Here is an 11937-nt window from a genome sequence, read left to right as displayed (position 1 = left end):
TATGCCGAGCTGATCTACAACGGCTTCTGGTTCAGCCCGGAGCGCGAGATGCTCCAGGCCGCGATCGACCACAGCCAGGCAAAGGTCGCGGGCACCGTCCGGCTCAAGCTCTACAAGGGCAGCGTGATCGTGACCGGGCGCAGATCGCCTTACTCGCTCTATTCGGAAAAGGTCGTGACCTTCGAGGACGACCAGGGCGCGTACGACCAGCGCGACGCGGCGGGCTTCATCAAGCTGAACGCGCTCCGCCTCAGGCTGCTGGGGCGGCGCGATCGATAGACCCGCCGCGTCCGGTCGGCACCCCCGCACGGGGACGATGGCGGCCGGCGTGTCACGCGCGAATTCCTGCCGTTCATTAACCATGACTTAGGTATTTGCCGCCACATCCTCGGCCCCGGAAGGCTCGTCTTCCTCAGGGGCACGCACGCATGCAGCAGGACAGGTCGGTCGACGTGGCGATCATCGGCGCGGGGCCGGCCGGGCTTACCGCCGCCTATCAGCTGACCAAGCTCGACTACCGCGTGACCGTGATCGAAAAGGACCCGGTCTATGTCGGCGGCATCAGCCGCACGGTGGAGCATGAGGGCTTCCGCTTCGACATCGGCGGGCACCGCTTCTTTTCCAAGTCGAAGGAAGTGGTCGACCTGTGGAACGAGATCCTACCCGACGACTTCATCGAGCGCCCGCGGATGAGCCGCATCTATTACGAGGGCAAGTTCTACAGCTACCCCTTGCGCGCGTTCGAGGCGTTGATGAACCTGGGCATCTGGCGCTCGACCTTGTGCATGGCGAGCTATGCGCGGTGGAAGATGTTCCCGCACAAGAACCCCAGGAGCTTCGAGCAATGGGTGGTCAATCAGTTCGGCCACAAGCTCTATTCGATCTTCTTCAAGACCTATACCGAGAAGGTGTGGGGCATGCCGTGCGACGCGATGTCGGCGGACTGGGCGGCGCAACGGATCAAGGGGCTGAGCCTCGGCGGCGCGGTGGTCGACGGGCTGAAACGCTCGCTCGGCCTGCACAGGCGCAGCAACGACGGCATGGCCGTGAAGAGCCTGCTCGAGACCTTCCGCTACCCGCGCCAGGGGCCGGGCATGATGTGGGACGCCGCGCGCGACCGCGTGATGGTGGGCGGCAACCGCGTGGAAATGGCGACCTCGCTCCACCAGCTGAGCTTTGACGAGGCGACAGCCCGCTGGCGCGTAGCGGTCAAGCGGGACGGCGAGACGCAGATCATCAGCGCGGCCCATGTCATCTCCTCGGCGCCGATGCGCGAACTGGCCGGGCGGATCCACCCGCTGCCGCAGACGCTGCCCAACGCGCTCAACCTCGGCTATCGTGATTTCCTGACGGTCGCGCTGATGATCCGCTCGGACGACCTGTTCCCCGACAATTGGATCTACATTCACGACCCGCGCGTGAAGGTCGGCCGCGTGCAGAACTTTCGCAGTTGGTCACCCGAGATGGTGCCGGACCCGCAACTCGCATGCGTAGGCCTCGAATATTTCTGCTTCGAGGGCGACGGCCTATGGTCCGCGACCGACGAGGACCTCGTCGCGCTGGCCACCAGGGAGCTGGCGACGCTCGGCCTATGCGACCCCGCGAATGTGGTCGGCGGTCAGGTGGTGCGCCAGGAAAAAGCCTATCCGGTCTATGACGATGCGTACCGGGAGAATGTGGAGGCGATGCGTGCCGAATTGGCGGCGCGTTACCCGACGCTGCATCTGGTCGGACGCAACGGGATGCATCGCTACAACAATCAGGACCATGCGATGATGACCGCCATGCTGACGGTGCGCAACATCGTCGCGGGCGAGCGGCTGTATGACATCTGGGCAGTTAACGAGGACGCCGAATATCACGAAGCCGGCAGCGAGGGTGAACGCGCGGCGCTGGCAAGCGTCCGCGCGGTCCCGTCCCGCCTGGCGGCCTGAGGGCGTGACCGAGCCGCGGCTCCGAGGCGCCGTCCTGGTCGCCTGGGCAGTGGCGGCGGCGGTGCTGGCGCTGGTGTCGGTGCGGGCGACCACGCACCTGTGGTTCCCCGACCCCGACGACGCGATGCGCCTGCTGGAGGTGCGCGACTGGCTGGGCGGGCAAAGCTGGTGGGACGTCGGGCAGCACCGGCTGAACCACGGCGATTTCCCGATGCACTGGTCGCGCCTGGTCGACCTGCCGCTGGCGGCCGTGCTGCTGGTGGCGGACCCGCTGTTCGGATCCGCTGCGGCGATCCGGATTGCGCTGGTCGGCGTGCCGCTCGCCACGTTGCTGGCCGTGATGGCTCTGGGGGCGGAGCTGACCCGGCGAACGAGCGATCTCGCGACGGCCAAGCTCTCGCTGCTGCTGGCGCCATTGTCGGTGCCGCTGCTGTACCAGCTCCGCCCCCTGAGGATCGACCATCATGGCTGGCAGATCGTGCTGGCACTGGCGGCGGTCGTGCTGCTGGTCGGCAAGGCTTCCGCGCGAACGGGCGCGCTGATCGGCCTGGCATTGGCGACGTTGCTCACCGTGTCGCTGGAAGGGTTGCCGATTACCGTCGCGATCCTGGGCGTGGCGCTGCTCGGCTGGGCGTTCGATCCGGCACGGCGCGCGCAGGTACTGGCGCTGCTCGGGACGATCGTCGCAGCGGCGGTGCTGCTGCACGCCGCGACGCGCGGGCCGGGGATGTTCGCAGCCGCCTGCGATGCGCTTGCCCCGGCGTGGATCGCCGCACTTGCCGCCGGAGCGGTGTGCGCGGGGGCCGCCGTTGCACTTTCCCCGCGATCCTTCGTGCTGCGGGTCGCCCTGCTCGGCGCGGCCGGGGTTGCGGCGCTCGTCACGATCCGGCTGGCGGCGCCCGAGTGCCTCGCCGGGCCGTTCGCCACGCTTGATCCGGAAGTCTATCGCTTCTGGTATCGGAACGTTTCCGAAGGCCTGCCGGTGTGGGAGCAGGAGCCGGGCTGGGCGCTGCTGACCATCAGCTTCCCATTTGCCGGCTTTGTCGGCGGCGTTCTGGCGTGGCGCGAATTGGCGGGGGCCGCGCGGATCCGCTGGACGATCGTGCTGGCGCTGGCGCTCGCCGCCTTTGTCCTGTCGCTGCTGGTGATGCGCAGCGGCGCCACCGCCAATGCGCTGGCGCTGCCGGGCGGAGCGTGGCTGCTGAACCGCCTGCTGACTCCGGCACGGCGGATCGGCCCGGTATTGCCCCGCACGTTCGCCACCGCCGGCGCTTTCCTTGCGGCGAGCCCCGGTCTAGCGGTCAGCGCCGCGATCAGCCTTCACGCGGCGCTCGTCGCCCCGATCCCCGTTCACACCACCGGCCCCCGGCCGCGCGCCGTGCGGATGTGCTATCATGGCCGCGAGATCGCGGATCTGGGCCGATTGCCATCGGCTCTGGTCTTTGCGCCGATCGACGTCAGCCCGACGCTGATCGCCTGGACCTCCCACCGGGCGATCGCCGGCGGCTATCACCGGAACTCGGCGGCGATGAAGCAGGTAATCGACGCCTTCACCGCCGATCCCGCCACCGCGCGTGCGATTGTCACCGCAAGCGGCGCGACGCTGCTCGCCGCCTGTCCGGGCGAGAACGAGATGGAGTTGTACAAATATGCCGCCCCGAACGGGCTGTGGGCGCGGTTGGAGCGAGGTGAGCGGTTCGGCTGGCTCCAGCCGGTTCCGCTGCCCGGTTCGCCGGCGATGGTGTGGCGGATCGTCGCCGAACCCCGCACGTCGCCAAGCAAGGCCTTGTCGGAACCCGCATCCAAGCCCTAAACGCGGGTATGATGGGGGATCAGCAACCGCCGGCGCACCGTTGGTGGCAGACGCGCGGGTTCGTCGTTGCGATGGCGCTGCTGGCGATGCTGCCGCTGCTATGGCCCGATATCCCGCCGCTGGTCGACCTGCCCGGCCATATGGGGCGGTATCGCGTCCAGCTCGACCTCCACCAATATCAGTGGCTGACCGACTGGTATGACTTCAACTGGTCGCTGATCGGTAATCTGGGCGTCGACCTGCTGGTCGAACTGCTCGGCCGGGTGCTGGGGCTGGAGCTGGCGGTCAAGCTGATCGTGCTGACGATCCCGCCGCTGATCGTGGTCGGCCTGCTCGGCATCGCGCGCGAGGTCCATGGGCGGATCCCCGCGACCGCGCTGTTCGCGCTGCCGATCGCTTATTGCTATCCGTTCCAGTTCGGCTTCGTCAACTTCGCGCTCTCGATGGCGATCGCGCTGCCGTCATTCGCCTTGTGGCTGCGGCTGGCGCGGCTCGACCGCGTCGGGCTGCGGGCGATCATCTTCGTGCCGCTGTCCTGCGCCTTGTGGATCTGCCACACCTTCGGCTGGGGCGTGCTGGGCGTGCTCGCCTTTTCGGCGGAAATGGTGCGCGAGCATGACCGGCGCACCGGCACCGGCCCGGCATCCTGGCTGAAGTCATGGGTTCGGGCCGCGATCGGCTGCCTCCCGTTGGCGTTGCCGCTGGTATTGATGATCGTGTGGCGCAGCGGCCAGCATGTCACCGGAGAGACCGCCGACTGGTTCAACTGGCAGGCCAAGACCACCTGGCTGACGATGATCCTGCGCGACCGCTGGATGGCGTTCGATCTTGGCTCGACGGCGGTGCTGGGGCTGGTCCTGTATCGCGGCTTTCGTGACCCCAATCTGGAATATTCGCGCAATCTGGGATTGTCGGCGCTGTTCCTGATGGCGGTGTTCCTGGTGCTGCCGCGGATCGTGTTCGGATCGGCCTATGCCGACATGCGGCTGGCGCCGTTCATGATCGCGATCGCGCTGGTCGCGATCCGCCCGCGGCCGATCCTGTCGCCGCGCGGTGCCGCCAGGCTGGCGATGCTGGGGCTGGCGTTCGTGCTGGTCAGGACCGGGGGGACGACGATCAGCTACTGGCTGTTCGACCAGCGCTATGACCGCGAGCTCGCCGCGCTCGATCATGTGCCGCCGGGCGCGCGACTGGTCAGCTTCGTCGGCGAGAATTGCCGCAACGACTGGCTGATGACGCGGCTGGAGCATCTGCCCGCGCTCGCGCTGGAGCGGCGGATGGCCTATACCAACGATCAATGGTCGATGGCCGGCGCGCAATTGCTGACCACCAAATACCGCGTCGCCCGCGGCTTTGCGCATGACCCGTCGCAGATCGTCACCAGCGTGCAATGCCCGCGCGAATGGTGGCGCCCGATCAGCCGCAGCCTAGCGCGCTTCCCGCGCGCGGCGTTCGATTATGTCTGGCTGATCCAGCCGCCGGCGTTCGACCCGCGCTTCGCCGCCGGGCTGGTGCCGATCTGGCGCAGCGGGTCGAGCGTGCTGTACAAGGTCGATCACGGCCAGCCGGGACCCCAGGTGAGCGATGCCGAGCTGCGCTGGCCGGGGCTGGCGATGGACCCGCCGCGCGTCCGGCCGGTACCGGTGCCGCGCGATCAGCCCCTTTTGAACGGGGTCAACTCGCCCAGATAATCCTGTTCGCTGGCCACGCCGGCGCGCTCACGCACCAGGAAGTCGGCGACGGCGCGCCGAAAATTGCGGTCGGGTATGTAATGCGCCGACCAGGTCGTGACCGGGACATAGCCCCGCGCCAGCTTGTGCTCGCCTTGCGCGCCGGCCTCGACCGTTTTCAGCCCGCGCGCGATCGCGGCCTCGATCGCCTGGTAATAGCACAGCTCGAAATGGAGGAACGGCACGTCCTGAGTGCAGCCCCAATAGCGGCCGTACAGCGTGTCGTCGCCGATCAGGTTCAGCGCGCCGGCGATCGGCCGGCCGTCGCGCTCGGCCAGGATCAACAGCACGCGATCCGGCATCGCCTGGCCAAGCAGCGAGAAAAAGGCGCGCATCAGGTACGGGCGACCCCATTTCCGGGTGCCGGTATCCTGGTAAAATATCCAGAAGGCGTCCCAAACCCCCTCCCCCACCCCGGCGCCGGTGACATGGCGGATCGTCAGGCCCTCGACCGCCTTTGCCCGTTCGTGGCGGATTGCCTTGCGCTTGCGGCTGGAGAGCGCGGCCAGGAAGTCGTCGAATGCCGCATAGCCGTCATTATGCCAGTGGAACTGCGTGCCCGCGCGCGTCAACCACCCGGCCGCCTCGAACAGCGGCAGCTGGTCGGGCGCGATGAACGTCGCATGCGCCGAAGACAGCGCGTTCTGGTCGGTCACCGCCTCGATCGCGGCGATCAGCGCGGACGCCAGCCGCCCGTCGCGCAGCAGCAGCCGCGGCCCCGGCGCCGGAGTGAAGGGCGCGGCGACCTGAAGCTTGGGGTAATAGGCGCCCCCGGCCCGCTGCCACGCCTCGGCCCAGCCATGGTCGAAGACATATTCGCCCTGACTGTGGCTCTTGGCATAGGCCGGGGCGATCGCCGCGGGCGCGCCGTCGCTGCCGTCGATCAGGATCGGCAGCGGCTGCCACCCGCTGCTCCCCCCGACGCTGCCCGATTGCTCCAGCGCGGTCAGGAAGGCATGGCTGAGGAACGGGTTGGTGCCGGCGCAGGCATCCCATTGCGCGGCCGGGACCGATGCGACGCCGTCGGCGATACGGGCGGAGATCGGGGAAGACGTCACCGGTCCAAACTAGGGATTCCGGCGCACGGGCGAAAGTGGCGAGCGCACGATCGCCGTCAGCGCGGCGCGCCGCGCAGCCGCGCTTCCTCCCCGGCCATGTAGTCGCGGGTGATCGGCAGCGCGAACCGGTCGCGGGCGAATTGCAGCTGGTAATTGACCATGCTGCCATACCGAAAGCTGACGTACGACCCCGCCAGATAGAAGGTCCACATACGGAAGAACTTCTCGTCGTACAGGGCGACGATCGCGTCACGGCTGGCGACCGCGCGGTCATACCATTCGCGCAGCGTATAGGCATAGTGCAGCCGCAGCACCTCGACGTCGGTCATGTAGTATTTCAGGCCCTCATAGCCGCGCGCAATCTCCGACAGGGCGGGAATGTAGCCGCCGGGGAAGACGTATTTCGCGGTGAAGGCGTCGGTGACCCCGGGCTTGCCGGCGCGACCTATCGTGTGGAGCAGCATCACCCCGTCCTCGGTCAGCAGGTCGCGGCACTTGCGGAAGAAGGTGCGATATTGGGGCGGACCGACATGTTCGAACATGCCGACCGACACGATCCGGTCGAACCGGCCGGTGACCGCGCGATAGTCGACCAGCTCGAAGCGGACATGGTCGGCGACCCCGGCGGCGGCGGCGCGCGCCTTGGCGGTCGCGATCTGCTCGTCGCTCAGCGTGACGCCCAGGACCTCGACGCCGTAATGCTGGTGGAGATAGAGCGCCATCCCGCCCCAGCCGCAGCCGATATCGAGCACCTTCATCCCCGGCTTCAGCGCGAGCTTAGCCGCGATATGCGCCTTCTTGTCGCGCTGCGCCTGTTCCAGCGTCTCGTTGCCCGGATCGAGGAAGTAAGCGCAGCTATATTGGCGGTCGGCGTCAAGGAAGAGGTCGTAGAGCGCATTGCCGATGTCGTAATGCGCCTTCACGTTGCGGCGCGCCGACCGGGCGCGGTTGAATCGGTCGATCCGCCCCTTCACCGCACCCATGGCGCGCGCCACCGCGCCAGGTTCCAGCGCCCCGTCATACGCCTCCCACCGGTTGTTCGCGGTCGCCAGCGACAACAGGTCCATGATGTCGCCGCGCTCGATCGCCAGCCGCCCATCCATGAACGCCTCGGCCACGCCCAGCCCTGGGTTACGGACGATCTGGCCGGGCACGCGGGCATGGCTGAAGCGGATCGCGACGTCGGGAAAGCCCGGCTCCGCGCTACCGAAGCTGCGGATCGTGCCGTCGGCATAGGTGACGGTCAGCGTGCCGCGCTTGAATGCTCGGGCGAAGAAGCGATCGATCAGGGCCATGTGGCGCTGCTATCGGGCGATTACGGCCATGGAAAGACTTGGGGGCTGTTCGAAACATGCTGATGGTACATTCTGCCGCCGCTCAAATCCCGGCATACCAGTCATAGCCCACCGCGTCTTCCCAATAGCCGCCCTTGCCCTTGCCGATCCCGTCCAGGCTGGCGATGGCCTCGACCGCCATGACAAATTTCGCGTTCTTGTAGCCGAGCTGGCGCTCGACGCGCAGCCGCACCGGCGCGCCGTGGCCGACGGTAAGCAATTGGTCGTTCATCGCCCAGGCCAGGATCGTCTGGGGATGGAAGGCATCGACCAGGTCGAGCGATTCGTAGTAATTGTGCCCCGCATACAGATCGGCGCAGGTGAACACGACATAGCGCGCCGTATCCCGCAGCCCCGCCAGCTTCAGGATCGACCCCAGCATCGGCCCGGTCCACTTGCCGATCGCGCTCCACCCCTCGACGCAATCGTGGCGGGTGATCTGGCTGCGCGCGGGCAGCGACCGCAATTGCGCGATGGAGATCGACAACGGACGCTCGACCAGCCCCCCGACCGTCAGCCGCCAGTCGGCGAAATTGCTCGCGGCATGGGCGTTATAGTCTGGCGTGTCGGGGTTGGCGGTACCGTTGACTCTGAATAGCGGCGACATCTGGTCGGGGCGGAATTCAGGTGCCATCGCGGTGCGGTTGCCGAGCGCGCGTTGCAGCCCGCGATTGACCCGATCACCCGACAACAGGATCTTGCGTATCGCCGGCACCTGCGCTGCGCGATCGCATCCCGACAGCATCAGCCCGGCCCCGGCCCCCGCGACCAGCCCCCGTCTGGTGATCAGCGTCATTCGGCGGGCTCCGGTTCGGGACCGGCCGGCGGCGCCGCATGCGCGTCGGCGGGCAGCCGCCAGCGGCCGGTAACCATCGAGCGTATTTCGTTGCCCATGCCGGCCAGGATTACCAGCACGAGGTGGACGATGACAAAACCCAGGAGGCTGGTGGCCGCCAGGAAGTGGATCGACCGCGCCGACTGCCGCCCGCCGGTCGCCACCAGCAACCACGGCCACGCCGCATCCATCGCCGGCGACATTGCCAGCCCGGTCAGCAGCATCGCCGGGATCAGCACGAAAATCACCGCGACATAAGCCAGCTTCTGCAAGGTGTTATAGGCGGTGGCGTCGTCGGCATTGTGGAACCGGAACTTCAGGTGCGCGATCGCGTCGGCGAGCAGATGGCGCGGCGCCATTTCCGCGGCGCGGACCCTGAGGTCGCGCTGGAAATGGCGGTTAAGCAGGCTCGTCACCATGAAGCCGAGCAGCGCGAACCCCAGCACGAGCGCGAACAGCAGATGCCAGCGGCGCGAGATCGCCAGATTGTAGCCGGCGGGAATCGTCATCAGGTCGAGCGCCTGGTTCAGCCACGCCGGCGCCCAGTCCATCCGCCACCACGGTTGATCGGGATTGGCGCCGTAATCGCCCCAATATAGCCGCGGATGCGCCTGGAGGATGCCGATCCCGCTGCCGATCATGATGAAGATCGCGACGGCATTGACCCAGTGCCAGACTCGCGTCGGCAGGCGGTGGCGATAGATCGTCGGGCCGGGTGCCGGCGATGTCGGCTCTGGCGGTTCCACCGCGTCGGAAGGCTCTGGCTCGGTCACGAAACGGCCATAGCTCGAATCGCGATATCCCCAAAGCGTGCCGCACGATGGCCGAGCTGCCGGCGGTGGGCGGGTCACCGCCGGATCAACATTCGGCGGCGTCGGATTCGTCGCCGCGCCCTTCCGGGCGACCGACTGTCCGCCCCCCGGCCCCGGCCCCGATTTACTTGTGGTGATGACCGGTGGTCCGCGGATCGCACCCGCAATTCTGATGATAGCCATTATCGTCGAAGCGGACGATCGTGGTCTGCGCGGTGACGCCGGCCAGGTCGAGCTCGCGCTTGCTCATCGGACGGACGAGATGCTCCCGCCGATCGGATCGACATCGGCGATATGCCTAAGGGTTTTCCACCGGACCGCGGATACGTGAACAGTCATCGCTATCTCCGTTGCAAGGATGGTGAACCCACGCGTCGAGCGGACCGGATTGCCCCGCCGAATCGGCTGATGACAGTGGATCAAATTGCCGGTCCGACGGCATACCGGATGAGCTTGCGTCGATATGGCTGGACCATGGTAGCGGCGATCAGGCGTAGACCCGGAGGAAGAACACGATCGTCGTCGCGCCGGTCACCAGCAATGTCCACGCCCTGACCGCGCCGGCGGGCAGCCGCTTGCCCAGCGCCGCGCCGAGCCAGCCGCCCATGATCGCCCCGACCAGCATCGGCAGGCACGCCGCCCATGCCACCAGCCCGGCGATGACGAACACGCCGGCCGCGGCCAAATTGGCGATGGCCAGCATCAGCGTGCGCGGCGCGAACAGCGCGCGCGGCTGGACGTCGGCCAGCAGGCCGTACATCGCCGTGGTCATCAGGCCGACGCCGCCGCCGAAATAGCCGCCATAGATGCCGAGCAGGCCCTGTGCGACGAGCAGCGTGCGACGCCCGATCGTCGCTCGGTCGTGCAGCCATCCCGCCGCCCGCCGGCCGACCAGGATGACGACGAAGGCGAACAGCAGCAGCCACGGGATGATGACGTCGAATGCCCGGCTCGGCGTCAGCACCAGCAGCACGCTGCCGGCCAGCCCGCCGACAAAGGTGATCGCCGCGAGCAGCCGCACATCGACCCCGCCCACCGGGCCGAGTTCGTCGCGGAACGCCCACGCGCTGGCTCCGGCCCCGGGCAGCAGTGCGACGTTCGACGTCGCATTGGCGGTGTTCGCCGGCAGCCCGAGCGCAATCAGCGCGGGAAGTGTCGCAAAGGTGCCACCCCCGGCCAGCGCGTTCATCGCACCGCCGATCAGGCCGGCGGCGAGGGGGAGGAGGAAATTAATCACTCGTCGTTCATACGACTTTGTAGTAACATTGATCCGTGTCGCTCTTGTTCGACCGGGATCCGGCAAAGGCATTGCGCAACGAACGCAAGCATGGCGTTCGATTTGAAATCGCGCGTCGCGTCTTCGCCGATCCGTTCGTTTTAGTCGAACAGGATCGAGCCGAAGGCGGTGAGTTTCGGTGGCAGGCGATCGGCGATGCTGGTGGCTTGGCGGTCATGATCGTTGCTCACACATATGTCGATGGTGAGGACAAGATCATCCGAATCATATCGGCGCGATACGCGACCCCGGGCGAAAGGCGAAATTATGGACGACATGTACGTGCGCAGCAGCTTTGACATCGACAACCCGCCGTCGCTGACGGATGCGGAGCGCGCTGAACTTGAACGCTTGGCCGCGATGCGCGACGAGGATATCGATACGAGCGATATCCCCGAAGTGAAGTTCGAGAATGTCATTCGCTTTCGCGATCGCCGTCAGCATCCGCTGTATCGGCCGATCAAGCAATCGACGACGATACGCATCGACGCCGATGTGCTCCAATGGCTACGCGCCAAGGGCAAGGGCTATCAAACGCGGATCAACGCCATTTTGCGCGAGGCGATGGTGCGGGATGAGAGGGTGCGGGACGAGAGATAGCGCGGTCGCTTTGAGTTCCCCGGCCCGAAATGTCGGGCTCTCATGACCCTGCCGGGATCACGACGTGCTCACGCCAAAGCCGCCGGCTTCGCCTCCGCCTGCCGGTCCAGATCCGCCCGGCTCTTCTTTTCGCTCGCGGTCTTCAGCTGCCCGCAGGCGGCGTCGATGTCGCGGCCGCGCGGGGTGCGGATCGGCGCCGAAATCCCCGCCTCGAACACAATGTTCGAGAATGCCCGCACCCGCTCCGGCGTCGAACATTCATAGGGCGCGCCCGGCCACGGGTTGAACGGGATCAGGTTGACCTTGGCCGGCAGCTTGTACTTGCGGATCAGCCGGACCAGCTCGTGCGCCTCGGCATCGCTGTCGTTCTTGTCCTTGAGCATCACATATTCGAACGTGATCCGGCGCGCATTGTTGGCGCCGGGATAGTCGGCGCAGGCCTGGAGCAGCTCCTCGATCCCGTATTTGCGGTTGATCGGGACGATCTCGTCGCGGACGTCCTTGGTCACGGCGTGGAGCGACACCGCCAGGTTGACCCCGATCTC

At 67.0% G+C, this 11937-nt stretch carries 11 protein-coding genes and 2 pseudogenes; 6 read left to right on the top strand and 7 right to left on the bottom strand.

The annotated features are described in order from the left end of the window. The 4 genes and pseudogenes from ACFE7K_RS15005 to ACFE7K_RS14990 all read left to right on the top strand — a co-directional run. A pseudogene (locus tag ACFE7K_RS15005) lies at positions 1-279 on the top strand (argininosuccinate synthase); the annotation flags it as partial. Between the two features lie 149 nt (positions 280-428). Continuing rightward, positions 429-1934 (top strand): NAD(P)/FAD-dependent oxidoreductase, encoded by a 1506-nt coding sequence (locus ACFE7K_RS15000; protein ID WP_375399004.1) that lies wholly within the window; start codon positions 429-431, stop codon positions 1932-1934. A 4-nt stretch (positions 1935-1938) separates the two neighbouring features. After that, on the top strand, positions 1939-3747 hold the full coding sequence (locus tag ACFE7K_RS14995; RefSeq protein ID WP_375399003.1) for a hypothetical protein: 1809 nt from the start codon (positions 1939-1941) through the stop codon (positions 3745-3747). A gap of 8 nt (positions 3748-3755) precedes the next feature. Further along, positions 3756-5438, top strand: coding sequence for a hypothetical protein (locus ACFE7K_RS14990; RefSeq protein WP_375399002.1), 1683 nt, complete (start codon positions 3756-3758; stop codon positions 5436-5438). Here the strand turns inward: ACFE7K_RS14990 and ACFE7K_RS14985 are convergent. The 6 genes from ACFE7K_RS14985 to ACFE7K_RS14960 all read right to left on the bottom strand — a co-directional run bounded on the left by ACFE7K_RS14985 (position 5402) and on the right by ACFE7K_RS14960 (position 10753). Beyond that, positions 5402-6535: a GNAT family N-acetyltransferase gene (locus ACFE7K_RS14985; protein WP_375399001.1), complete on the bottom strand. Its 1134-nt coding sequence runs from the start codon at positions 6533-6535 to the stop codon at positions 5402-5404. The two genes, ACFE7K_RS14990 and ACFE7K_RS14985, sit on opposite strands and share 37 nt — an antisense overlap. 56 nt (positions 6536-6591) lie before the next feature. Continuing rightward, entirely contained in the window at positions 6592-7830 is a 1239-nt protein-coding gene (locus ACFE7K_RS14980) for a class I SAM-dependent methyltransferase (protein ID WP_375399000.1), read from the bottom strand. 82 nt (positions 7831-7912) lie between these two features. After that, on the bottom strand, positions 7913-8665 hold the full coding sequence (locus ACFE7K_RS14975) for a molybdopterin-dependent oxidoreductase (protein ID WP_375398999.1): 753 nt from the start codon (positions 8663-8665) through the stop codon (positions 7913-7915). After that, on the bottom strand, positions 8662-9477 hold the full coding sequence (locus tag ACFE7K_RS14970; RefSeq protein ID WP_375398998.1) for a cytochrome b/b6 domain-containing protein: 816 nt from the start codon (positions 9475-9477) through the stop codon (positions 8662-8664). Before ACFE7K_RS14970 ends, ACFE7K_RS14975 begins: the two co-directional genes overlap by 4 nt. Before the next feature lie 163 nt (positions 9478-9640). Continuing rightward, positions 9641-9766 (bottom strand): hypothetical protein, encoded by a 126-nt coding sequence (locus tag ACFE7K_RS14965; RefSeq protein ID WP_375398997.1) that lies wholly within the window; start codon positions 9764-9766, stop codon positions 9641-9643. Positions 9767-10003: 237 nt separating this feature from the next. Next, positions 10004-10753, bottom strand: coding sequence for a sulfite exporter TauE/SafE family protein (locus ACFE7K_RS14960; protein ID WP_375398996.1), 750 nt, complete (start codon positions 10751-10753; stop codon positions 10004-10006). 35 nt (positions 10754-10788) lie between these two features. Here ACFE7K_RS14960 and ACFE7K_RS14955 point away from each other — a divergent pair, with 35 nt between their 5' ends. Together ACFE7K_RS14955 and ACFE7K_RS14950 are read left to right on the top strand one after the other, a co-directional pair. Next, positions 10789-11091: a BrnT family toxin gene (locus tag ACFE7K_RS14955; RefSeq protein WP_375398995.1), complete on the top strand. Its 303-nt coding sequence runs from the start codon at positions 10789-10791 to the stop codon at positions 11089-11091. Further along, complete coding sequence (locus ACFE7K_RS14950) at positions 11069-11392, top strand: BrnA antitoxin family protein (RefSeq protein WP_375399005.1); 324 nt, start codon at positions 11069-11071, stop codon at positions 11390-11392. The genes ACFE7K_RS14955 and ACFE7K_RS14950 overlap by 23 nt, the downstream gene beginning before the upstream one ends. 68 nt (positions 11393-11460) lie before the next feature. Here ACFE7K_RS14950 and ACFE7K_RS14945 read toward each other — a convergent pair. Then, positions 11461-11937 (bottom strand): annotated as a pseudogene (locus ACFE7K_RS14945) (23S rRNA (adenine(2503)-C(2))-methyltransferase RlmN); the annotation flags it as partial.

The organism is uncultured Sphingomonas sp., from assembly GCF_964244265.1.
GTDB lineage: Bacteria > Pseudomonadota > Alphaproteobacteria > Sphingomonadales > Sphingomonadaceae > Sphingomonas.
This window is presented reverse-complemented; position numbering and strand designations above follow the sequence as displayed.